The sequence below is a fragment of the Luteimonas marina genome, assembly GCF_007859325.1.
Lineage (GTDB): Bacteria > Pseudomonadota > Gammaproteobacteria > Xanthomonadales > Xanthomonadaceae > Luteimonas > Luteimonas marina.
The window spans coordinates 303,177-325,045 of the sequence record NZ_VOHK01000005.1 but is presented as its reverse complement, the minus strand read 5'-3'; the positions used below and the strand labels follow the sequence as shown (position 1 = coordinate 325,045).

Sequence of the window (21,869 nt, the reverse complement as noted above, 5' to 3'; positions counted from 1 at the left end):
CGCTCATGATGTGCAGGGGGGAGATCTGCCGATGTCGTCCGGTTCGTCGTTCCCGGTATTTGACTGGTTGGCCGGCAGCGTCAGACTGTTGGGGTTCAACGCCAAGCCCGACGCCGATGCCTTCCAGCTCCTGCTCGCGCTTGGCGCGGCACTCGTCGCCTACGCCCTGATTCACCGCAGCCAGAAGAAGGCCGCCGAGGAGGGGCGGCGGATCGAACGCGCGAAGCTGCTGCACGAGCTGGACCGCGAGTACTACGACATCATGTCCAGGAAGTGCGTGATCGAGACCGCCGGGCCGCCCTCCGCGTGCGTTGAGGAATCGCGCCACCAGAGGCTGGAATGGGTGCTCACGAGCAAGGTCGCCTGGAACCCGCAGGTGGAGCTTGAAGGGTCCGGGGCGCGTTGCGTCCATGCGATCAACGGCGGCCGTCACGTCCGCATCGGTCCGAACCACTATATCGACACGATCTCGCTGCACCTGATGCTGTCCTGGTCCAAGCGCGTGTCCAACGGGCTGCGCCTGGACATCCTGTCCTGCGACGACGTCATGGAAATGTGGCGCAGCATCCTGCCCTGGGCGAAGAACAACCGTTTCTCGTACATGGCCGACCTGTTCGGGATGAGTCCGACCCGCGAGTCGGACATCCGTGCTGTCCTGTCGCTTCCGCTGCAGCGGGAACGGCGTGGCCCGATGCTGTGGCTGCCGGGGACGGTGCGCATGGGCGGGTACCGCCTGCGCGAAGCGCCACCCAACGGCTGGCAGGGCGACATCGCATCGCTCTACCACGTCATCCATGTCGTCGTACTGCAGGCGCTGCGCAGGCAGCGACTGGAAATCCTCGATTACCTGCGCCAAGCCCCCGCCGACGCGGCAATGTGGAGCGGGATGGACGCGAAACTGCGCGATGCACTGATCGTCCGCTCCGGGCCAGAGGAGTCGACCGGTCCAGGGCAACAGGTGATCTGAATATGTCGTCCCGGCCTGCCTCCGGCGCGTTTCGGAACGCGGAGCCGTGAGAACGTGAGTCTCCGGGCTTGCCAAGGTGACGGTGACTGCCCGTCGATGCGAGTGCGACGTGGCCCGGATGCCGGCCCGGATCAGCAGCAGACCTGATCAGTGCTGCCCGATCACCGCGCTTACTGCGCCCCGCAGCACTTCTTGTGCTTCTTGCCGCTGCCGCAGGGGCAGGGGTCGTTGCGGCCGGGGGCGGGGTCGCGGCGGATCGGGTCGCGCGGGGTCAGGGCGTCGACGCGGTGGTGGTTGAGGTCGGCCAGCATCCCGGGCAGCGAGACCACGATCGCCAGCCGCTCGCTGTAGCCCAGCGGGGTGGCCTCGGCGGTGGGATCTTCCGGGTTGAGCACTTCACCGGTGGCGAGGCGGTCGAGCAGGTCGAACAGCTCTTCCATCCAGTCGTTCGCGTCCAGCCAGCCGTCCCACTCGGCCTCGCGTAGCGCCACGCCTTCGAAGAAGCCCAGCGCCCAGTCGTGGCCGACGTCCAGTTCGTCCTCGTGCAGGGCTTCCTCGCCGGTCAGCTCCGGGTCCTCGGGCAGCCACATCAGCGGGGCGAGGTGGTCGGGCAGGTCGTCTTCGCCGTGGCGCACGCGCGCTGCGCACATGTTCCAGTGGCCCGCCAGCAGCAGCTGCACCTGGCCGGCTTCCTCCGCGCTGTCCCAGCGCGGCGGCTTGCCGCCCCACACCACCGGCTCCCATTCGCCCGGCGGCACCGGCGACGGCGCCACCACCAATGCGGTCAGGAAGCCGTCCAGCGCCTCGAGGTTGAATCCCTTGAACGGCACCGCGCGCTGCTCCAGCAGCTCGGCCAGGCGTTCGATCTGGGCGTCGTCGAGGTAGGGCGGTGGCGTGGACATGGCGGCGGCATCCTGCGGGAAGGCGTGCATGGTAGTCCGTGCCGCCGGCCGTGGCCCCTTCAGGTATGGATCCGCTACAGCACCCAGCCGCCGTCCACGGTCAGTTCCGCGCCGGTGACGAATTCCGCGCCCGGGCCGACCAGGTAGGCCACGGCCGCGGCGATCTCGTCGGGCTGGCCGACGCGCTTGAGCGGCGTGGCGTCGATGCCGGCCTGGTTGGCCTCGTCGCTGTTCTTGCCGATCATCGGGGTTTCGATGAAGCCCGGATGCACGGAGTTGACGCGGATGCGGTCGGGCGCCAGCTCCACCGCGGCGGTCTTGGTCATGCCGCGCACCGCCCATTTGGTGCCGACGTAGGCCGCCGCGCCGGGGAAGCCGAGCAGTCCGGCGATCGAGCTGATGTTGACGATGCTGCCGCCACCGGCCGCCCGCATCGGCGCCTGTGCGTGGCGCATGCCGAGGAAGCTGCCGAACTGGTTGACCCGGATCTGGCGCTCGACCCCGGCCAGGTCGGCGTCGGCAATGCTGCCGGGTTCGTAGATGCCGGCGTTGTTGACCAGCACGTGCAGGTCGCCGAACGCGGCGACGGCCGCGGCGACCACCTCGCGCCATGCATCGTCGGAGGCGACGTCGTGCTCGAAGAAGGCCGCGCGTTCGCCGAGGCTGGCGGCCAGCGCGCGGCCTTCGTCTGCGAGCACGTCGGTGATGGCCACGTTGGCGCCGTCGGCATGCAGCCGTCGCGCGATCGCCGCGCCGATGCCGCGCGCGCCGCCGGTGACCAGGGCGGTCCTGCCTGCGAGGGGAAGGGTCATGTCCGGCTCCTGTCGAATGGAGGGCCACCATCGCCCGGCCGGCGCGGTCACGCATTGATCGGCATCAAACGGGTGCGAACGCGCGTGCGATCACGCCTGCCCCACGCTCCTGCGTGCAGCTGCGGCAGGCTGCGCGGCAGCCTGGGCCTCGCCCAGGGCCGGGCCGACAAGGATCACGCCCGGTGCGCCCGGAACGAGGCCGGCGGCCTCCAGCGCCAGCGCGTGCAGCGTGGTCAGCAGCCGGCATTCGCCTGGCTGGCTGGCGACCTGCACCACGGCCACGGGCGTGCACGCGGGCAGGTGCCGCAGCAGCGCCCGGGCGAGCGATTCGATGCGGCGCATGCCCATGTAGATCGCCAGCGTGGTGCCGGTGGCGCAGAGTGCGGCCCAGTCCGGCTCGCCGTGGTCGGCGGTGTGCGCGGTGACGCAGGTGATGCCGTGGCAGTGGTCGCGATGGGTGAGCGAGACGCCGAGCGAGGACGCGGCCGCGAACGCCGCGCTGATGCCGTTGATGATCGTCACCGGCACGCCGGCCGCGCGCAGGAAGGCGATCTCCTCGCCGGCGCGGCCGAACAGCAGCGCTTCGCCGCCCTTCACCCGCACCACGCGCTGGCCCTGCAGCGCGCAGCGTCGCATCAGCCGGCAGATGAAGTCCTGCGGCGTGGAGCGGCAGCCGCCGCGCTTGCCGACGCGCACGACGCGCGCCAGCGGTGCGAGTTCGACGATGCCGGGGTTGACCAGTTCGTCGAGCAGCAGCACCTCGGCCGCGGCCAGTGCGCGCACGGCCTTGAGGGTGAGCAGCTCCAGGTCGCCGGGGCCGGCGGAAAGCAGCACCACTTCTTCCGGAATGCGGCGCGGTGCGCGTGGTTCATTGGACGCGGGTGTTGCCATCGTTGCCTCCGGGAAGTCCGTGGGGGTCATGCGCTCGCGGCCTGGCGAACGAACTGCGTGAGCTGGGGAACGCAGGAGCCGCAGACGGTGCCGCAGCCCAGGCGCTGCTTGAGCGCGGCCACGTCGGCGCCGTTGCGCACTTCGCTGCGGATCGCCGATTCGGTGACCTGGCGGCAGACGCAGACCACCGGGTCGCGGGCGACTTCGGCCAGGGCCGAGAACGCCGCCAGCCGCGGACCGCGCCAGGCGGCGCCGGTGAGCGCGCTGCGCAGCAGGGCGTCGCCGCCGGGCCGGGCGTCGGTCCAGAGCAGGCCGTCGATGAAGCTGCCGGCGTCGTCGCTGCGCCAGGCCACGCGCTTGAGCAGGCCGCGGCGGACGTCGCGGTATTCCAGCGTGTCGGCGCCGGCGGCCAGGGCCATCGCTTCGTCGAGCGCGGCCAGCCATTCGGCGGGCATGGCGTCGGTGGCCGCCGCGCGCAGCACCAGCCAGGCCGCGTCGTCGTCGGCGTCGGGATCGGCCTGCAGCGACAGCCCGGCATAGCCGCAGTCCCTGAGCAGCGGCTGCACCGCCGCGCGCAGCGCCAGCGCGTCGCCGCGGCGCGCGGCCAGCAGGTGCCAGCCGAAGGCGGCCTTTTCCACCCGCACCGCGGCGTGCTTGAGCTCGGGCTGGCGCGAGCGTGCGTCCACCGCCGGCTGGCTGACCTCGTTGATGCCGCCGCTGGACAGGTACTGCCCGCTCCAGTGCATCGCGGCGAACACCGTGCCCGACAGCACTTCGTCGGACAGTTCCAAAGGCAGCACCAGTTCGCCGCGCTTGCTGACGATGCGCATCAGCTCGCCGGCCTTCAGGCCGCGGCGCGCGGCGTCGTCCGGATGCATGCGCAGGCCCGGCTCCGGGCTGTGCGCGAACAGCGCCGGCACGCGCCCGGTGCGCGACATGCCGTGCCACTGGTCGCGCAGACGGCCGGTGAGCAGGCGCAGCGGGAAGCGCGCGGAGGTCTGTTCGGCCACCGGCCTGTAGGGCGTGACGTGGAAGCGCGCGCGGCCGTCGGCGGTGGCGAACACGCCATCGCCGTAGCGGCGCGCCTGCCCCTGCGCGGCGTCGGCGGGGAAGGGCCACTGCTGCGGGCCGTCGTCGTCCAGCCGCGCGTGGTCCAGCCCGCCGATGTCGAGGTCGCGGCCGACGGTCAGCGCGCGGTGTTCGTCGAAGATCGCGGCCGGCGCGTCGGCCGCGAACAGCGGCGCGGCGCCCGGCGCGGCCAGCCGCGCCTCGATCCGACGCGCGACCTCGCGCACGATCCACCAGTCCGGCTTCGCCTGCCCCGGCGCCGCGACCGCCGCGCGCACGCGCGAGATGCGGCGCTCGGAGTTGGTGACGGTGCCGTCCTTCTCGCCCCAGGTCGCGGCCGGCAGCAGGGCGTCGGCGTAGGGCACGGTGTCGGTGTCGGCGAAGGCGTCCTGCACGATCACGTACTCGGCGCGCTGCAGCGCCTCGCGCACCTGGCCGATGTCGGGCATCGAGTGCACGGGGTTGGTGCAGGCGATCCACACCGCCTTGACCTTGCCTGCGCGCACGGCGTCGAACAGCTCCACCGCCGCCAGCCCGGGCTTCGGCGACAGCGTGCCCGGCGCCAGCGTCCACAGCGCCTCGACTTCGGCGCGGTGCGCGTCATCGGTGATCTCGCGGTGCGCGGCGAGCATCGTCGCCATGCCGCCGACCTCGCGCCCGCCCATCGCGTTGGGCTGCCCGGTGAGCGAGAACGGACCGGCGCCGGGCCGGCCCACCTGGCCCGTGGCCAGGTGCAGGTGGATCAGGGCGAGGTTCTTGTCGGTGCCGTGCGCGGACTGGTTCAGGCCCATGCAGTACAGCGACAGCGCCGCCGGGCTGCGGCCGAACCACTCGGCGGCGGTGACCAGGTCGTTCGCGGGGATGCCGCAGATCTCCGCCGACATGCGCGGCGTGTACTCGCGCAGCAGCTGCTTGAGTTCGGCGAAACCCGTCGTGTGCGCGTCGATGAAGCGCTGGTCGAGCAGGCCCTCCCAGATCAGGTGGTGGAGCATGCCGTTGAACAGGGCCACGTCGGTGCCGGGCTGGATCGGCAGGTGCAGGTCGGCCATCGCCGCGGTATCGGTGCGACGCGGATCGATCACGATCCAGCGTACGCCGGGATCGCGCGCCTTCGCGTCCTCCAGCCGCCGGAACAGCACCGGATGCGCATAGGCCGCATTGCTGCCGGCGAACAGCACCGTCTTCGCGTGTTCGAGGTCCTCGTAGCAGGTCGGCGGGCCGTCGGCGCCGAAGGCGAGCTTGTAGCCGGTGACCGCGCTGGACATGCACAGGCGCGAGTTGGTGTCGATGTTGTTGGTGCCGAGCAGGCCCTTGGCCAGCTTGTTGAAGACGTAGTAGTCCTCGGTGAGCAGTTGGCCCGAGATGTAGAACGCGACCGCGTCGGGGCCGTGGCGTTCGACGATGCCCGACAGCCGTTCGGCCACCGTGTCCAGCGCCAGTCCCCAGTCCACCGGACGGCGCGGTTCGCCACGCTGCCGGCGCAACTCCGGCTGCAGCACGCGGCCGTGCAGGCTGCGCGCGCTGTCGGCGAGGGTGCGGCCCTTGCTGCACAGCCGGCCGAAGTTGGCCGGATGCTGCGGGTCGCCCTCGACGCCGGTGATGCGCTCGTGGCCCTGCGCGTCGCGCGCGCCGTGGATCAGCACGCCGCAGCCGACGCCGCAGTAGCAGCAGGTCGAGCGCGTGCTGCGGCGTTCGATCGGCAGGCGCGGAGCCTCGGTGCCGTCCATCAGGCCGCTTCGACAAACTCCGTCATTCCCGCGAAAGCGGGAATCCATGGACCTTGCCTTTCACGGCCGAACGTCCATGGATTCCCGCTTTCGCGGGAATGACGGGCAAAAGGAGGGATCTCCGGGAAGGATGTCATGCGGCCTGCTCCTCCGTCTCCGCGGTCGCTTCCGTCATCGCCGCGAGCTGAAGCCACACCTCACCGTCGACCACGCGCACCGGATAGCGCCGCGCGCAGCCCACGTCCGGCGCACAGGCCTGGCCGCTGTCGAGGCCGATGTTCCAGCCGTGCAGCGGACAGGTCACGGTGTCGCCGCTGACGATCCCCTGCGACAGCGGCCCGCCCTTGTGCGGGCAACGGTCGGCCAGCGCGAACACGCGCGCGTCGGCGGGGCGGAACAGGGCGATGTCGTCGCCCTCGTCGCACTGCAGGACGCGCGAACCCAGCAGCGGGATCTCGTCAATCGCGCACACGCGCACCCAGGTGTCGATGGTCGTCATCGTCAGTCCTCCAGCGCCACGGCGATGCGCCGATCGGATCCGGGCGTCGCCAGCTTCAGCGGCGCGTACTCGCGCGGCTGCGCGCCGGCGATGCGCGCGGCCCAGGGGTCGGGCAGGCCTTCGAGCGCGTAGAGCAGGCGCTCGAACAGCGCGCGGCGGTTGTCGTCGTCGTCCACCACCTTGCGCTTGATGTAGTCGAGCCCGACGCGCTCGATGTAGTGCACGGTGCGGTCGAGGTAGTAGGCCTCCTCACGGTACAGCTGCAGGAAGGCGCCGGTGGTCTCCTTCACCTCGTCGGCGGTCCTGACCTTGCACAGGAAGCGCGCGACCTCGGTCTTGATGCCGCCGTTGCCGCCGACGTGGATCTCCCAGCCCGAATCCACCGCGATGATGCCCACGTCCTTGATCCCGGATTCGGCGCAGTTGCGCGGGCAGCCAGACACGGCCAGCTTCACCTTGTGCGGGCTCCACATGTTGGCCAGCATCGTCTCCAGGTCGATGCCCATCTGGGTGCTGTTCTGGGTGCCGAAGCGGCAGAACTCGCTGCCCACGCAGGTCTTCACCGTGCGGATCGACTTGCCGTAGGCGTGGCCGGACTGCATGCCCAGGTCCTTCCACACCCCGACCAGGTCCTCCTTCTTCACCCCGAGCAGGTCGATGCGCTGGCCGCCGGTGACCTTGACCATCGGCACCGCGTACTTGTCGGCCACATCCGCGATGCGGCGCAGTTCGCTGGCGTTGGTCACGCCGCCCTTCATCTGCGGGATCACCGAGAAGGTGCCGTCCTTCTGGATGTTGGCGTGCGCGCGCTCGTTGATGAAGCGGCTCTGTGGATCGTCCACGGCCTCGCGCGGCCAGGTCGAGAGCATGTAGTAGTTGATTGCCGGGCGGCAGGTGGCGCAGCCGTTGGGCGTGCGCCATTCCAGGAAGGCGTAGGCCTGGGCGTGGCTGACGAGATGGTGTTCGCGCACCGCCTGCCGCACCTCGGCGTGGGTGCGGTCTGTGCAGCCGCACACCGCTTTCGTCTTCGGCGTCTCCTGGAAGTTCGAGCCCAGGCAGTTCATCAGGATCTGCTCGACCAGGCCGGTACACGAGCCGCAGGAGCTCGCCGCCTTGGTGTGCTTCTTGACGTCGTCGACGGTGAACAGGCCCTGCTCGCGCACCGCCTTGACGATCGTGCCCTTGCAGACACCATTGCAGCCGCAGACCTCGTCGGAGTCGGCCATGTTCGCCACGCGGTCCTGGCCGCCGGTGCCGGCATCGCCCAGCGCGGTTTCGCCGAAGGCGAGCGTGTCGCGACGGTCGCCGATCGCGCCGCCGTCCTTGATCTGCTTGAAGTACCAGGCGCCGTCGCCGGTGTCGCCGTACAGGCAGGCGCCGACGAGTTTGTCGTCGCGGATCACCAGCTTCTTGTACAGGCCGCCGGCGGGATCGGAGAGCACGATCTCCTCGCTGCCCTCGCCGCCCATGAAGTCGCCGGCGGAGAACAGGTCGATGCCGGTGACCTTGAGCTTGGTCGACACCGCCGAGCCCCTGTAGATGCCGATGCCGTAGGTGGCCAGGTGGTTGGCGCAGATCTTGGCCTGCTCGAACAGCGGCGCGACCAGGCCGTAGGCGATGCCGCGGTGGCTGGCGCATTCGCCGACGGCGTACACGCGCGGATCAAAGGTCTGCAAGGTGTCGTTGACCACGATGCCGCGGTTGCAGTGGATGCCGGCGGCCTGCGCCAGCGTCGTGTTCGGACGGATGCCGGCGGCCATCACCACCAGGTCGGCGGGGATTTGTTCGCCGTCGGAGAAGCGCACCGCGGCGACTTCGCCGGCGGCGTTGCCGAGGATTTCGGTGGTCGAGGTGTTGAGGCGGAAATCCAGGCCGCGTTCGACCAGCGATTTCTCCAGCAGCGCGCCGGCCACCGGATCGAGCTGCCGCTCCAGCAGCCAGCCGGCGAGGTGCACCACGGTCACCGCCATACCGCGCAGCTTCAGGCCGTTGGCCGCCTCCAGCCCGAGCAGGCCGCCGCCGATCACCACCGCATGCTGCTTGCGCCTGGCGGTATCGATCATCACCTGGGTGTCGTGGATGTCGCGGTAGCCGATGACGCCGGTCAGGTCCTTGCCCGGGATCGGTAGGATGAAGGGCACCGAACCGGTGGCCAGCAGCAGGCGGTCGTACTCGGCTTCGGTGCCGTCGGACGCGATCACCTTGCGGCGCACGCGGTCGATCCTCGTCACCTCCTTGCCCAGGTGCAGGGTGATGCCGTGGTCGGCGTACCACGACAGCGGGTTGAGCACGATCTCGTCGAAGTCCTGCTCGCCGGCGAGCACCGGCGAGAGCAGGATGCGGTTGTAGTTCGGGTGCGGCTCGGCGCCGAACACGGTGATCTCGTACATGTCCGGCACCAGCTTCAGCAGCTCCTCGAGCGTGCGGATGCCGGCCATGCCGTTGCCGACCACCACCAGGCGTGGCTTTTTCATCGTCGTGTCCTTCGTCAGATGCGGGCGGCGCCCAGCGCCATCCACTGGTTGCGCCACTGCCGCGTGACCCCGCGCAGCAGGCCCCAGGCCAGCACGGCGACGGTGGCGAACAGCCACAGGCCGATGGCGTAGCTGCCGCTGTGCTGCTTGACCACGCCCAGCCCCGCGGCGAGCACGAAGCCGCCGACGCCGCCGGCCATGCCGATCAGCCCGGTCATCAGCCCGATGTCCCGGCCGAAGCGCTGCGGCACCAGCTGGAACACCGCGCCGTTGCCGGCGCCCAGGCACAGCAGGGTCAGCACGAACAGCGCCACCACGCCGGCCGCGCCGCCCAAGCCCAGCGCCGCGCCGCCGACCAGCAGCGCCACCGACAGGTACACCGCGAGCAGGGTGCGCGTGCCGCCGATGCGGTCGGCGATCACGCCGCCGACCGGGCGCATCGCCGAGCCGGCCAGCACGCAGGCGGCGGTGGCCCAGCCGGCGAGCTTCGGCGCGAAGCCGAACTCGTCGTGGAAGTAGCCGGGCAGCGCACTGGCGAAACCGGCGAAGCCGCCGAAGGTGATCGCGTAGAAGAACATGAACCACCACGAGTCGCGGTTGCCGACCAGCACCTGCGCGTAGTCGCCGAGCGTCTTGCGCGCCACCGGCACCGGCGCGTCCTTCGCGCACAGCGCGAACACCACCAGCACGATCGCCAGCGGAATGCAGGCCAGGCCGAACACGGCCTGGAAGCCGAACATCGTCGCCAGCACCGGCGCGAACAGCGCGGCGAACACCGTGCCGGAGTTGCCGGCGCCGGCGATGCCCATCGCCGTGCCCTGGTGCTCGGGCGGATACCAGCGCGAGGCCAGCGGCAGCGCCACCGCGAACGAGGCGCCGGCCACGCCCAGCATCAGGCCCAGCAGCAGCACCTGGCCGAAGCTGTGCACGCCCAGCCACCAGGCCACCAGCAGCGCCGCGATCACCAGCACCTGCGCCAGCAGGCCGGTGCGGCGGGCGCCGATGCGGTCGGCCAGCAGGCCGAGGAACAGCCGCAGCACCGCGCCGCACAGGATCGGCACCGCCACCATCAGCGCGCGCTGCTGGGTGTCGAGCAGCAAGGCTTCGGCGATCTGCACCTGCATCGGGCCGAGCAGGTACCAGACCATGAAGCTCAGGTCGAAATAGAGGAAGGCCGACAGCAGGGTGGGGGTATGGCCGGCCTGCCAGAACGATCGATTCATCCGCGCACGCTCCGAGGAAAGGGGCCGGGGTCGGGTCTTGGACACCCGCGCTCACGGCCGGAATGGGGAAGGCGAAACGAAAAACGGCGTCCTCCGGTATGGGCCGGAGAGACGCCGTTGTCGGCGACCGGATGCCGCCGTTGGCAGCCGGTCGCAATCGGGTTGTCGCGGACGCGGCTTTGCGCCCGACATGTTTTTGCAATGCAACATGCGTGCCAGCGGCTGGAGGGCGCGGGCTGGGGCGGTGGGGCTTGCGGAATCAAGGGGTTATGCGGTTGCTCCTGTCGAAAGGGTGTGGCGAACCAGAAGAATTGCACCGATATGGGTCATCAATGAATTCATTTTGGTGCAAACTCCCAACCCCCTGTCATTTCGACCCTGGACTTGATCCGGAGGAGAAATCTCCTTCCGCAGCCGCACGATTCTCCAAGGGAGATTTCTCCCTGCGGTCGAAATGACAGGTGGAGGCGGCGGGAACGAGAGGCGGGACGAGGGCAAACGGCCGGGGGCAAAACCGGAATCAACACCGGGGTCAGAGTCGACTCTGACCCCGGTATTCGCCTACTCCCAGCGCATGCCGTCGAACAGCACGCTGCGGCGCGTTTCGCCGCGTGGCAGCGGTACGCCGACCTGCAGCGCGGCGAGCCGGTAGCTGTCGATGCGGTGCATTTCGGCCAGCAGCGCGTCGTCGTCCGCGGCATCGGCGGGCAGCCAGCCCCAGCGGCGGAACTGGTGCAGGAACCAGCGCCCGTCCGACAGCCAGGGGAAGTTGACCTCGCCGTCGCCGTGGAAACGCAGCCCGGTGCCCCGCGCCGCATCGGACGACGGCAGCAGGCAGGCGGACAGGCGTTCGACCGGCAGGCCGATGACCGCGTCCTGGGCCAGCCACTGTGCCGCCTGCCTGCGGTGCTGAGGGTCTTCGTCCAGCCAGCGGCAGGCGTCGAGCACGGCCGCGGTCAGTGCGGTCGCGAGCTCCGGCTCCAGCGCGGCGAACTGGCGGCGGCAGGCCAGCACCTTTTCCGGGTGGCCCGGCCACAGTTCGCCGCTGCGGATCACGCGCGCGCCGGCGCCGATCGCCTCGGCCTGCGCTGACCAGGGTTCGCCGGCGCAGTAGCCTTCGATCTCGCCGCGCGCCAGTGCATCGGGCATCTCCGGCGGCGGCAGGGTCACGGCGCGGATCTCGTGCAGCGGGTCCACGCCCTGCGCCGCCAGCCAGTAGTACAGCCACAGCGCATGGGTGCCGGTGGGAAAGGTCTGCGCCAGCACCGGTCGCCGCTGCGGCACGCCCAGCGCCTCGCGCAGGTTCGCGCCCTCGCGCAGGCGCCGCGCCGCCTCCGGCGCCAGCACGATCGCCTGGCCGTTCTGGTTGAGCACCATCAGCACCGCCATCGGCCCCTGCGGACCGCCGATGCCGGTTTCGATGCCGTAGACCATGCCGGCCAGCGCGTGCGCGGCGTCGAGTTCGCCCGAGAGCAGCTTGTCGCGCAGCGCCGCCCACGAGCCCTGCCGCTGCAGTTCGAACTGCAGGCCATGCCTGCGGTCCAGGCCCAGCCGCGACGCCGCCACCAGCGGCGCGCAGTCCACGAGCGGCATGAAGCCGATGCGCAGCGTGCGAAGCGTCGCGTTGGTCATGGCTGCGCTCATCCCAGCAGGTCCGCCATTGACAGGATCCGGCGCGCCACGTCGGCCAGCTTCAGGTTCTGCCGCATCGCCTGCTGGCGCAGCGCGGCGTAGGCCTCGCGTTCGCTCATGCCGCGCTTCTCCATCAGCAGGCCCTTGGCCTGTTCGATCGTCTTGCGGTCCTGCAATTGCTGCTGCACGCCTTCCAACTGCTGGCGCAGGTGCGCCTGCTGCTCGAAGCGCGCCAGCGCCACCTGGATGATCGGGCGCAGCCGCGCCGGCGACAGGCCGTCGACCACGTAGGCGGCGACGCCGGCGCCGACCGCGGCGCGGATCAGCTGCTCGTCGCCATTGGCCGAGAACATCACCACCGGCCGCGGCGCGTGCCGGTGCAGCATCGCCAGTTGTTCGAGCGTGTCGCGCGAGGGCGAATCGACGTCGAGGATCACCACGTCCGGCAGGTGGGTCTCCACCGCCTTGAGCAGGGCCGCGATGCCGGCCACTTCATCCAGCACCTCGTGGCCGGCCTCGACCAGCGCGGCGCGCAGGTCGCCGATCGGCTTGTCGGTGTCGTTGATCAGCAGGATGCGTGGCATGCCTGTCCGGCGGCTGGCAAAGTGGGCGGGTCGGGGCGATGTTGCCATGCAACATAAGCGCTGGCGCCGGGTGTTGCCAAGGGAGTCGAGATGCCGCTGTTCCCCCTGTTCGCCGATCTGGCCGGCCGCGAGGTGCTCGTCGTGGGCGGCGGCGAGGTGGCCGTGCGCAAGATCGAGGCCCTGCTGCAGGCCGGCGCCCGCGTCCGCGTACACGCCCGCGACCTGCACCCGGCGCTGGCCGGCTGGCTGGCCGAGGGCCGGCTGCAGCGGCTCGAAGGCGGGTTCGACCCGGCCTGGATCGACGCGGCCTGGCTGCTGGTGGTCGCCACCGACGACGGCGCGTTCAACGCCGGACTGGCCGCGCAGGCCGAGGCGCGACGCACCCTCGCCAACGTGGTGGATGACGCGCAGCTGTCGAGCTTCCAGGTGCCGGCGGTGATCGACCGCGCGCCGCTGCAGCTCGCGATCTCTTCCGGCGGCGCGGCGCCGATGCTGGCGCGGCGGCTGCGGGAACGGCTGGAAATCCAGCTCGATCCCTCGCTGGGCGCGCTGGCCGGGCTGTTCGCGAAGCATCGCGCCGCGATCCGCGAGCGATTGCCCGACCTGACGCGGCGGCGACGCTGGTTCGACGCGGTGATCGACGGCGCGGTGCCGGCGCTGCTGAGCGCCGGCCGCGAGGCCGACGCGGAACAGGCCTTCACCCGGATGCTCGATCCCGACGCCATCGCCCCCGCCGGCGGACGCATCAGCCTGGTCGGCACCGGCCCCGGCGATCCCGGGCAGCTGACCCTCGCCGCGCTGCGCGCGATGAACCTGGCCGACGTGCTGCTGGTCGATGCGGGCGTCGGCGACGCGGTGCTGGCGCTGGCGCGCAAGGACGCGCCGCGCGAACTGGCGCCGGAGGACCCGCAGGCCTGCGTGACGACGCTGGTCGCCCATGCCGGTGCGGGCAGGCACGCGGTGTGGATGAGGCCGGGCGATGGATTCCGGCGTCCGCCGTTCGACCGCGTGGCGGAAGGGCTGCAGCGGCTGGAGTGGCCTTGCGAGATCCACGCCGGCGTCGCGGACTAATGGTCATTCGCGTAGGTCGGGGCTACGCTTTCGACGCTATGACCGCCGATGGCCGGGCGTCGGGGGCGTAGCCCCGACCTACGCTTCCGTCTCGTTGAACGCAGGCTGGTATGAGGCGAAAACCGGGGCCGGAGTCGACCCGACCCCGGTTTTCCGGGCGTGGCCGCTACAATGCCGGCCCTCACGCATTCCTCCCGCCGCCGTGCGATTCCCCGACTACGACTTCAGCAGCCACCGCTTCGACGCGCGGCCCGGCATCGGCCTGCACTACCTCGACGAGGGTCCGCGCGACGGCGAGGTGGTGGTGATGGTGCACGGCAATCCGTCGTGGAGCTATTACTGGCGCCACCTCGTGCGCGGCCTGCGTGATCGCTACCGCTGCATCGTGCCCGACCACGTCGGCATGGGCCTGTCGGACAAGCCCGATGACGGGCCCGATGCGCTGCCGCGCTACGACTACACGCTGCGCTCGCGCGTGGACGATCTTGCTGCGCTGCTCGACCACCTCGGCGTCACCGGCCCGGTGACGCTGGCCGTGCACGACTGGGGCGGCATGATCGGCTTCGGCTGGGCGCTGGCGCACATGGCGCAGGTGCGGCGGCTGGTGGTGCTCAACACCGCCGCGTTCCCGATGCCGCAGGGCAAGCCGATGCCGTGGCAGATCGCGCTCGGCCGCGACTTCCAGGTCGGCGAACTGGTGATCCGCGGCTTCAACGCGTTCTCGGCCGGCGCGTCCCGGTTCGGGGTCGAAAGGAAGATGCCGCCCGCCGTGCGCCGCGCCTATGTCGCGCCCTACGACAGCTGGAAGAACCGCATCTCGACCGTGCGCTTCATGCAGGACATCCCGCTGTCGGAACAGGACCGCGCCTGGCCGCTGGTGGCCGAATCCGGCCGCCGCCTGCACGAATTCGCCGACCGTCCCGCCTTCCTCGGCTGGGGCCTGAAGGACTTCGTCTTCGACCACCATTTCCTCGAGCGCTTCCGCAGCGAACTGCCGCAGGCCGAGGTGCAGGCCTTCGAGGATGCCGGCCACTACGTGCTCGAGGACAAGCACGAGGTGCTGGTGCCGGCGATCCGCAGCTTCCTCGATCGCCATCCCTTGCCCTTGTAGGAGCAGCTGCCTGCTCCCTCCCCCGCAAGCGGGGGAGGGAGCTCGCTTGCGGGCGCGCCTGAAGGCGCTCCTGCAAAGGTGGGGGCGATGCCGCGTCAGGCCGCGATCGGCGGCAGCCGCGGCGTCGGCGGGCTGTTGCCGTTGTCGTCGGGATGGTCGTCGTTGTCGGCGGCGTCGCGCCAGCGCCAGTCGGCGGCGGTCAGCGCCGGCAGGCCGTGGGCGATGCGCGCCTTGTCGCACTGTTCGCCCGGCGCGCCGTACTCCCAGGAGGCGTCGACCTCGCGGCACACCGACGGCCGGTTCGCATGGATCGAGCAGCGCGAGTACACGCCGACCTCGGCGTCGAGCGCCACGCAGCGGATCGGATCCGAATGCGTGCCGCGCATGCACAGCCGGTGCCGGTCGAGGGGTTCGGTCAGCGCCACGGGGACGCCGCCCTCGGTGGCCGCGTCCGATTCCATCCAGTGGAACGCCACCCGGTACTGCGTGCAGCAGGCGCCACAGCTCAGGCAGGGGTGCGGCATGGAGGAGGCTGCGGCGGGACGGGATGCGGATTCTTCGCCCTGCCGGCGCCGCGCGCAAGAGGGGCCGGCCCGGCGAACAGACCGGGCGATAATGGCCGCATGAACGAGGCCTGCAACATCGCCGCCGCACTGCCGCGGCTGGCGGCCGAGGCGCCGGACCGCATCGCCATGCGCTGTCCCGGCCGCGACGGCGGCTATGGCGTGTCCCTGACCTATGGCGAGCTCGACGCACGCAGCAACGCCATCGCCGCCGGCCTGGCCCGGCGCGGCATCGTGCGCGGCACGCACACCGTGCTGATGGTGCGGCCGACGCCGGAGTTCTTCCTGCTGATGTTCGCGCTGTTCAAGGCCGGCGCGGTGCCGGTGCTGGTCGACCCGGGCATCGACAGGCGTGCGCTCAAGCAGTGCCTGGACGAAGCGCAGCCGGAGGCCTTCATCGGCATCCCGCTGGCGCAGTTCGCGCGGGTGCTGCTGGGCTGGGCGAAGGCGGCGCGCGTGCACATCACCACCGGCGCGCGCGCGATCCTCGCCGACGTGACACTGGCGCAGGTCGAGCGCGACGGCGCGGGCGCCGGGCCGCAGCTGAGCCGGACGCAACCCGACGACGTCGCCGCAATCCTGTTCACCAGCGGCTCCACCGGCGTGCCCAAGGGCGTGGTCTACCGGCATCGCCACTTCCGGGCGCAGATCGACATGCTGCGCGAGGCGTTCGGGATCGAGGCCGGCGGCGTCGATTTCCCGACCTTCCCGCCGTTCGCGCTGTTCGATCCCGCGCTCGGCCTGAGCTCGATCATCCCCGACATGGATCCCACGCGCCCGGCGAACGCCGATCCGCGCAGGCTGCACGCGGCGATCGCGCGCTTCGGCGTGGACCAGCTGTTCGGCTCGCCGGCGCTGATGCGGGTGCTGGCCGATCATGGCGAACCCTTGCCGACGCTGAAACGCGTGACCTCGGCGGGCGCGCCGGTGCCTCCGGAGGTGGTTGCGAAGATGCTGTCGCTGCTGCCGGAGGATGCCGGCTTCTGGACGCCTTACGGCGCGACGGAATGCCTGCCGGTGGCGGTGATCGAGGGGCGCGAGCTGTTGCGTCTGCGCGAACGTACCGAACAGGGGGCAGGGACCTGCGTGGGGCGGCCGGTGGCGCCGAATGTCGTGCGCGTCATCCGCATCACGGATGACGCGATCGAGCAATGGTCCGACGGCCTGCTGGTGGCGCCGGGCGAGGTCGGCGAGATCACGGTGGCGGGGCCGAGTGCGACGGACAGCTACTTCAATCGCGAGGCGCAGACGCGGTTGGCGAAGATTCGCGAGGTGGTGGCCCCCACCCAACCCTCCCCCGCAGGCGGGGGAGGGCTTTCAGGGCCAGATCGCCGCGATGTGCGCCCTCCCCCGCCTGCGGGGGAGGGTTGGGGTGGGGGCCAGCCCGAAGCCCGCATCGTCCACCGCATGGGCGACCTCGGCTGGTTCGACGCCGAAGGCCGCCTCTGGTTCTGCGGCCGCAAGTCGCAGCGCGTGGAAACCGCCGACGGCCCGCTCTACACCGAGCAGGTCGAACCCGTGTTCAACACCCATCCCGACGTGCGCCGCACCGCCCTGGTCGGCATCGGCGCGCGCGGCGCGCAGGTGCCGGTCCTGTGCATCGAACCGCGCGCCGGCATCGCGCGCGGCGCGCATGCGCGCATCGACACCGAGTTGCGCGCCATCGGCGCACGCTTCCCGCACACCGCGCGCATCGACACGTTCCTGTTCCATTCCGGCTTCCCGGTCGACATCCGCCACAACGCCAAGATCGGCCGGGAAAAACTCGCGCGATGGGCCGCGACACGGAGCCATGCATGAAGATCCTCGTCACCGGTGGTGGTGGTTTCCTGGGCCAGGCGCTGTGCCGCGGCCTCGTCGAGCGCGGGCATGAGGTCGCCAGCTTCAACCGCGGCCACTATCCGCCGCTCGACGCGCTCGGCGTGCGCCAGCTGCGCGGCGACCTCGCCGATCGCGAAACCGTCGCCGCCGTGGCGCGGGGTTTCGACGCGATCTTCCACAACGCCGCCAAGGCCGGCGCCTGGGGCAGCTACGACAGCTACCACGCGGCCAACGTCACCGGAACGCAGAACGTGCTCGACGCCTGCCGCGCGCACGGCATCGGCCGGCTCGTCTACACCTCGACGCCGAGCGTGACCCATCGCAAGACCCATCCGGTCGAAGGCGGCACCGCCGACACGGTGCCCTACGGCGAGGGCTTCAAGGCGCCGTACGCGACCACCAAGCTGATCGCCGAGCAGGCGGTGCTGGCGGCGAACGACGCCGGCCTCGCCACCGTTGCGCTGCGCCCGCGCCTGATCTGGGGCCCGGGCGACCAGCAGATCCTGCCGCGCCTGGTCGAGCGCGCGAGGCAGGGCCGGCTGCGCTTCATCGGCGGCGGCCACAACCGCATCGACACCACCTACATCGACAACGCCGCGCAGGCGCACTTCGACGCCTTCGAACACCTCGCGCCGGGCGCGGCCTGCGCCGGGCGCGCCTACTTCATCAGCAACGGCGAGCCGAAGCCGACGCGCGAGATCGTCAACGCGCTGCTCGCCGCCGCGGGCGCGCCGCAGGTGGAGGGGTCGATCCCGTTCGGCGCGGCGTACGCGATCGGCGCGGCGTGCGAGACGCTGTGGCCGCTGCTGCGGCTGCAGGGCGAGCCGCCGATGACGCGGTTCCTGGCCGAACAGCTGAGCACCGCACACTGGTACTCGATGGCGCCGGCGACGCGCGACTTCGGCTATCGCCCGAGGGTCACGATCGCCGAAGGGCTGGAGCGCCTGCGCGCCGCGCTGCAAGGCTGAGCCGGGGGTGGGCCCTGCGGGACAACCGTCATCCCGCGACGCTCGTCATCCCCGCGTCGGAACAGACGGTCTTTCACGGCGACCTCACCCCGCTGTCACCCGGCCGCGACCGGCGCTCGCGTAGCCTCTCCCCGCACTTCATTCCACGGCCGCCGGCCGACGTCCCGGAGACGCTTCCATGCTCAGATACGCCGTCATTTTCTTCGTCATTGCCCTCATCGCCGCCGTGCTCGGCTTCTCCGGCATCGCCGGCGCCGCCACCAACATCGCCTGGGTGCTGTTCGTGGTGTTCGTGATCCTCGCGATCATCTCGCTGCTGCGGGGCAAGCGGGTCTAGGTTCCATGCCCGTTTTTCCCGTTTTTTTTACAAACAAAGCCCGCCGCATGGCGGGCTTTGTCGTTGCGGTCTCCGGTAGACAGAATGCTGTCATTCCGAGCGCAGCGAGGAATCTGCTTCTGCCGCTGCTGTCCGCCGGCGGGTAGCAGATTCCTCGCTGCGCTCGGAATGACAATTTGTCGGGGATTCCCTTGGGCACCGGCATCGCGCCAGCCGTACAATGCGCCATGGCCACGTTCCCGCCCTCGCCCTTCGACGCGATCAAGCCGATCGCCGGCCGCGCGCTGGAGGCCGCGCTCAACCGCGCGGTCGCGCTCGACGCCGACACGCGCCAGGCGTTGACCCGGCTCGACGGCCGTCGCGTCGAACTCGCCCTCGAATCGCCGCCGCTGGCGCTGCAGCTGCGGGTCGAGGGCGAACGCCTCGCGGTGGGTCCGGTCGATGCCGCCAGCGAGCCCGACCTCGCCGTGCGCAGCACGCTTGCCGGCATGCTGTCGCAGCTGCCGTTCCTGCGCCGCGACGATGCGCCGCCGGTGGGCAAGGTGCACGTCTCGGGCGACGCCGAACTCGCGCGCCAGCTGCAGCGGCTGGCCGAGCGCTTCGATCCCGACTGGCAGCAGCCGTTCGTGTCGGTGTTCGGCGATGTCGTCGGCGTGCAGGTCGCGAACGCCTTCGCCGGCGCGCTGCGGCAGGCGCGCGAACTCGGCCGCAACCTCGCGCAGAGCGCCGCCGAGTACGTGACCGAGGAGTCGCGCGACGTGGTCGCGCGCGCCGAGCTCGACGCCTTCCACGACGACGTCGACGTGCTGCGCGACGACGTCGACCGCCTCGCCGCGCGCGTGTCGCGCCTCGCGGCCTTGCCGGGGATGCCCGCTTGAGCAGCGTGCTGCGCGCCTCGCGCATCGGCCGCGTGCTGCTGCGCTATCGCCTCGACGACCTGCTCGACGACACTCCGGCCGAGCGCTGGCTGAAGCTGATGCGGCCGTTCGTGCCGCGCGCCTCCAGCGACATCGCCGCGCAGTCGCGCGGCGCGCGCCTGCGCCTGGCGCTGCAGGAGCTGGGGCCGATCTTCGTCAAGTTCGGCCAGATCCTCTCCACCCGCCGCGACCTGCTGCCGCCGGACATGGTCGACGAACTGGCGCTGCTGCAGGACCAGGTCGCGCCCTTCGACGGCGACGCCGCGCGCGCGATCGTCGAGACCGAGCTCGACGCGCCGATCGCCACCCTGTTCGCGACGTTCGATACCGTGCCGCTGGCCTCGGCGTCGATCGCGCAGGTGCACGCGGCCACGCTGCACGCCGATGGCGACGCGCCGCCGCGCGAGGTGGTGGTCAAGGTGCTGCGTCCGGGCGTGGAGAAGCAGATCGACGGCGACATCGCGCTGCTCAGGAACCTCGCTGGACTCGTCGACCGCACCCATCCCAACGCCGACAAGATCCGCCCGCGCGAGATCGTCGCCGAGATCGAGAACACGCTGGCCGCCGAGCTCGACCTGCAGCGCGAGGGCGCCAACGCTTCGGTGCTGCGCCGCTTCTGGCTGGATTCGGCCGACCTCTACGTGCCCGAGCCGATCTGGAGCCACACCACGCAGAAGGTGCTCACCCTCGAGCGCGTGCGCGGCATCAACAGCGACGACATCGAAGCGCTCGACGCCGCGGGCATCGACCGCAGGGCGCTCGCGGCCAAGGGCGTGCGCGTGTTCTACACCCAGGTGTTCCGCGACAACTTCTTCCACGCCGACGCCCACGCCGGCAACATCTGGGTCGATCCGGCGCGCCAGGACAACCCGCGCTTCATCGCGCTGGACTTCGGGATCATGGGCCAGCTCTCCGGCGAGGACCAGTACTACCTCGCCGAGAACTTCATGGCGATCTTCAACAAGGACTACCGCCGCATCGCCGAGCTGCACGTGCAGGCCGGCTGGATGCCGTCGACCATCCGCATCGACGAACTCGAGGCCGCCGCGCGCGCGGTCTGCGAACCGTACTTCACCCGGCCGCTGTCGGAAATCTCGCTCGGCGAGGTGCTCGGCAAGCTGTTCCGCACCGCCCAGCGCTACGAGCTGACCCTGCAGCCGCAGTTGATCCTGCTGCAGAAGACGCTGCTGACGATCGAGGGCATTGGCCGCCTGCTCGACCCGAAGATCGACATCTGGGCGGTGGCGCGGCCGGTGCTCGAGCGCATCCTGGTCGAGCGCTACAGCCCGCAGAAGCTCGCCGCCGAGTTCCGCAAGCGCCTGCCCGAGATCGTCACCCGCGCGCCGGAGATGCCGCGGCTGGCGCACGCCTGGCTGCAGCAGCAGGTCGAAGGCCGGCACGAACTGCGGATGCGCTCGCAGGACATCGTCGAGATCACGCAGACGCTCAAGGCCATGCAGCGGCGCATCGTCGCCGCGATCCTCGGCGTCGGCCTGCTGATCGTGGCCGCCGTGCTGTACTCGCTGGAAGCCGGCGGCCCCGCCGTTCTCGGCATCCCGGCCGCCTCGTGGATCGCCGGCATCGGCGGCCTGTGGGCGATCCTCGCGGCGATGCCGCGGCGCGGGTAACGCCATACATGGGCAGTTTGGCAGCCGCGACCGTAGGGCGGGTCTTGACCCGCCATCGCATGAACGAGGCGCCCGCATGCCCGGGCGAAACCGCTCGATCCTTGCGTGCGGAGGTGGCGGGTTGAAACCCGCCCTACGGGCGTGAGCGTCCCCGTGCCAGCCACCAGCCCAGCCAGACTTGGGCGGGGATCGAGGCGAGGAGCCCGAGCGTGAACCAGTGCGGGAAATCGTCCCGCATCGTGATCGCGGCATACATCGCCGCGACCAGATAGATCGCGAACAGCGCCCACGCATGCGCGGCCCTGGCGATCGCCGCGGTCTTCACCATCAGCCAGGCGCCAGCGAAGCCGGCCACGAACATCCAGGACAGGTCGACGGCCAGACGCAGCGTGCCGCCGGGCCCGAGGCCGAAGACGTGGCTGGAGAGCCACGAACCGGCGAGGTTGACCGCGGGAATCGCGGCGATCGCCAGCACCAGCGCCAGCAGGCTGCGCAGGAAGACCAGCAGTCGACGAGGTCCCGGCATGTTCATGGCTCCAACCGTTCAGCGCGTACAGCATCATGAACGCGAAAACGCGCGATAGCGCACGCGTTTGACGCGTTATGGACGTTTCCTTCGCGTTGCCTGTGCAGGCGAAACGCTAGCTTGCCGGTTCCATCCCCCGACAGGAGTA

General features: G+C 70.8%; 19 protein-coding genes. 8 read left to right on the top strand and 11 right to left on the bottom strand.

Going from position 1 to position 21,869, the window contains the following annotated elements; translation table 11 throughout:
- The first annotated feature begins 31 nt into the window (after nucleotides 1–31).
- The gene (locus FQY83_RS13080) at nucleotides 32–967 is read left to right on the top strand and encodes a hypothetical protein (RefSeq protein ID WP_146388402.1); all 936 of its coding nucleotides are present in this window, start codon (nucleotides 32–34) and stop codon (nucleotides 965–967) included.
- A 170-nt stretch (nucleotides 968–1,137) separates the two neighbouring features.
- Here FQY83_RS13080 and FQY83_RS13075 read toward each other — a convergent pair whose 3' ends face one another.
- The 9 genes from FQY83_RS13075 to FQY83_RS13035 all read right to left on the bottom strand — a co-directional run bounded on the left by FQY83_RS13075 (nucleotide 1,138) and on the right by FQY83_RS13035 (nucleotide 12,779).
- Entirely contained in the window at nucleotides 1,138–1,869 is a 732-nt protein-coding gene (locus tag FQY83_RS13075; RefSeq protein ID WP_146388401.1) for a UPF0149 family protein, read from the bottom strand.
- A 74-nt stretch (nucleotides 1,870–1,943) separates the two neighbouring features.
- Entirely contained in the window at nucleotides 1,944–2,681 is a 738-nt protein-coding gene (locus FQY83_RS13070) for an SDR family NAD(P)-dependent oxidoreductase (RefSeq protein ID WP_146388400.1), read from the bottom strand.
- Between the two features lie 90 nt (nucleotides 2,682–2,771).
- Nucleotides 2,772–3,518, bottom strand: a complete 747-nt coding sequence (cobA, locus tag FQY83_RS13065) for a uroporphyrinogen-III C-methyltransferase (RefSeq protein WP_192906713.1) — start codon at nucleotides 3,516–3,518, stop codon at nucleotides 2,772–2,774.
- An 80-nt stretch (nucleotides 3,519–3,598) separates the two neighbouring features.
- Complete coding sequence (locus FQY83_RS13060; protein WP_146388398.1) at nucleotides 3,599–6,367, bottom strand: nitrate reductase; 2,769 nt, start codon at nucleotides 6,365–6,367, stop codon at nucleotides 3,599–3,601.
- A gap of 133 nt (nucleotides 6,368–6,500) precedes the next feature.
- On the bottom strand, nucleotides 6,501–6,866 hold the full coding sequence (gene nirD / locus FQY83_RS13055) for a nitrite reductase small subunit NirD (RefSeq protein ID WP_146388397.1): 366 nt from the start codon (nucleotides 6,864–6,866) through the stop codon (nucleotides 6,501–6,503).
- A gap of 2 nt (nucleotides 6,867–6,868) precedes the next feature.
- Nucleotides 6,869–9,340: a nitrite reductase large subunit NirB gene (nirB, locus tag FQY83_RS13050; RefSeq protein ID WP_146388396.1), complete on the bottom strand. Its 2,472-nt coding sequence runs from the start codon at nucleotides 9,338–9,340 to the stop codon at nucleotides 6,869–6,871.
- A 14-nt stretch (nucleotides 9,341–9,354) separates the two neighbouring features.
- The gene (locus FQY83_RS13045; RefSeq protein ID WP_192906711.1) at nucleotides 9,355–10,524 is read right to left on the bottom strand and encodes a nitrate/nitrite transporter; all 1,170 of its coding nucleotides are present in this window, start codon (nucleotides 10,522–10,524) and stop codon (nucleotides 9,355–9,357) included.
- 600 nt (nucleotides 10,525–11,124) lie between these two features.
- A complete protein-coding gene (locus FQY83_RS13040) occupies nucleotides 11,125–12,195 on the bottom strand; it encodes a CmpA/NrtA family ABC transporter substrate-binding protein (protein WP_425478663.1) in 1,071 nt (356 codons plus the stop codon).
- 8 nt (nucleotides 12,196–12,203) lie between these two features.
- The gene (locus FQY83_RS13035; RefSeq protein ID WP_146388393.1) at nucleotides 12,204–12,779 is read right to left on the bottom strand and encodes an ANTAR domain-containing response regulator; all 576 of its coding nucleotides are present in this window, start codon (nucleotides 12,777–12,779) and stop codon (nucleotides 12,204–12,206) included.
- 90 nt (nucleotides 12,780–12,869) lie between these two features.
- Between FQY83_RS13035 and FQY83_RS13030 the strand changes: the two genes are divergently transcribed.
- The gene (locus FQY83_RS13030) at nucleotides 12,870–13,850 is read left to right on the top strand and encodes an NAD(P)-dependent oxidoreductase (RefSeq protein ID WP_146388392.1); all 981 of its coding nucleotides are present in this window, start codon (nucleotides 12,870–12,872) and stop codon (nucleotides 13,848–13,850) included.
- Between the two features lie 202 nt (nucleotides 13,851–14,052).
- Entirely contained in the window at nucleotides 14,053–14,961 is a 909-nt protein-coding gene (locus tag FQY83_RS13025) for an alpha/beta fold hydrolase (RefSeq protein ID WP_146388391.1), read from the top strand.
- Between the two features lie 95 nt (nucleotides 14,962–15,056).
- Here the strand turns inward: FQY83_RS13025 and FQY83_RS13020 are convergent, their stop codons facing one another.
- On the bottom strand, nucleotides 15,057–15,485 hold the full coding sequence (locus tag FQY83_RS13020; RefSeq protein WP_146388390.1) for a YkgJ family cysteine cluster protein: 429 nt from the start codon (nucleotides 15,483–15,485) through the stop codon (nucleotides 15,057–15,059).
- A 99-nt stretch (nucleotides 15,486–15,584) separates the two neighbouring features.
- Here FQY83_RS13020 and FQY83_RS13015 point away from each other — a divergent pair, with 99 nt between their 5' ends.
- The 5 genes from FQY83_RS13015 (at nucleotide 15,585) to ubiB (ending at nucleotide 21,195) form a co-directional block, all read left to right on the top strand.
- A complete protein-coding gene (locus tag FQY83_RS13015) occupies nucleotides 15,585–17,324 on the top strand; it encodes a fatty acid CoA ligase family protein (RefSeq protein WP_146388389.1) in 1,740 nt (579 codons plus the stop codon).
- Nucleotides 17,321–18,313, top strand: coding sequence for a 2-alkyl-3-oxoalkanoate reductase (gene oleD / locus FQY83_RS13010; RefSeq protein WP_146388388.1), 993 nt, complete (start codon nucleotides 17,321–17,323; stop codon nucleotides 18,311–18,313). Before FQY83_RS13015 ends, oleD begins: the two co-directional genes overlap by 4 nt.
- Before the next feature lie 178 nt (nucleotides 18,314–18,491).
- Nucleotides 18,492–18,650, top strand: coding sequence for a DUF1328 domain-containing protein (locus FQY83_RS13005; protein WP_146388387.1), 159 nt, complete (start codon nucleotides 18,492–18,494; stop codon nucleotides 18,648–18,650).
- Nucleotides 18,651–18,877: 227 nt separating this feature from the next.
- The gene (locus tag FQY83_RS13000) at nucleotides 18,878–19,528 is read left to right on the top strand and encodes a ubiquinone biosynthesis accessory factor UbiJ (protein ID WP_146388386.1); all 651 of its coding nucleotides are present in this window, start codon (nucleotides 18,878–18,880) and stop codon (nucleotides 19,526–19,528) included.
- Entirely contained in the window at nucleotides 19,525–21,195 is a 1,671-nt protein-coding gene (gene ubiB / locus FQY83_RS12995; RefSeq protein WP_146388385.1) for a ubiquinone biosynthesis regulatory protein kinase UbiB, read from the top strand. The genes FQY83_RS13000 and ubiB overlap by 4 nt, the downstream gene beginning before the upstream one ends.
- 133 nt (nucleotides 21,196–21,328) lie before the next feature.
- On the opposite strand, the gene FQY83_RS12990 is transcribed toward ubiB, so the two are convergent.
- Nucleotides 21,329–21,721 carry a hypothetical protein gene (locus FQY83_RS12990; RefSeq protein WP_146388384.1) on the bottom strand — a complete coding sequence of 131 codons (393 nt, stop codon included), beginning with the start codon at nucleotides 21,719–21,721 and terminating at the stop codon, nucleotides 21,329–21,331.
- Nucleotides 21,722–21,869 lie beyond the last annotated feature (148 nt).

Coding starts and splice junctions, on each gene's coding strand:
- FQY83_RS13080 (WP_146388402.1), top strand. CDS start 32: ATGTCGTCCGGTTCGTCGTTCCCGGTATTTGACTGGTTGGCCGGCAGC.
- FQY83_RS13040 (WP_425478663.1), bottom strand. CDS start 12,195: ATGACCAACGCGACGCTTCGCACGCTGCGCATCGGCTTCATGCCGCTC.
- FQY83_RS13015 (WP_146388389.1), top strand. CDS start 15,585: ATGAACGAGGCCTGCAACATCGCCGCCGCACTGCCGCGGCTGGCGGCC.
- FQY83_RS13000 (WP_146388386.1), top strand. CDS start 18,878: ATGGCCACGTTCCCGCCCTCGCCCTTCGACGCGATCAAGCCGATCGCC.
- FQY83_RS13020 (WP_146388390.1), bottom strand. CDS start 15,485: ATGCCGCACCCCTGCCTGAGCTGTGGCGCCTGCTGCACGCAGTACCGG.
- FQY83_RS13075 (WP_146388401.1), bottom strand. CDS start 1,869: ATGTCCACGCCACCGCCCTACCTCGACGACGCCCAGATCGAACGCCTG.
- nirD (WP_146388397.1), bottom strand. CDS start 6,866: ATGACGACCATCGACACCTGGGTGCGCGTGTGCGCGATTGACGAGATC.
- oleD (WP_146388388.1), top strand. CDS start 17,321: ATGAAGATCCTCGTCACCGGTGGTGGTGGTTTCCTGGGCCAGGCGCTG.
- FQY83_RS13070 (WP_146388400.1), bottom strand. CDS start 2,681: ATGACCCTTCCCCTCGCAGGCAGGACCGCCCTGGTCACCGGCGGCGCG.
- FQY83_RS12990 (WP_146388384.1), bottom strand. CDS start 21,721: ATGCCGGGACCTCGTCGACTGCTGGTCTTCCTGCGCAGCCTGCTGGCG.
- FQY83_RS13035 (WP_146388393.1), bottom strand. CDS start 12,779: ATGCCACGCATCCTGCTGATCAACGACACCGACAAGCCGATCGGCGAC.
- nirB (WP_146388396.1), bottom strand. CDS start 9,340: ATGAAAAAGCCACGCCTGGTGGTGGTCGGCAACGGCATGGCCGGCATC.
- FQY83_RS13030 (WP_146388392.1), top strand. CDS start 12,870: ATGCCGCTGTTCCCCCTGTTCGCCGATCTGGCCGGCCGCGAGGTGCTC.
- FQY83_RS13060 (WP_146388398.1), bottom strand. CDS start 6,367: ATGGACGGCACCGAGGCTCCGCGCCTGCCGATCGAACGCCGCAGCACG.
- FQY83_RS13005 (WP_146388387.1), top strand. CDS start 18,492: ATGCTCAGATACGCCGTCATTTTCTTCGTCATTGCCCTCATCGCCGCC.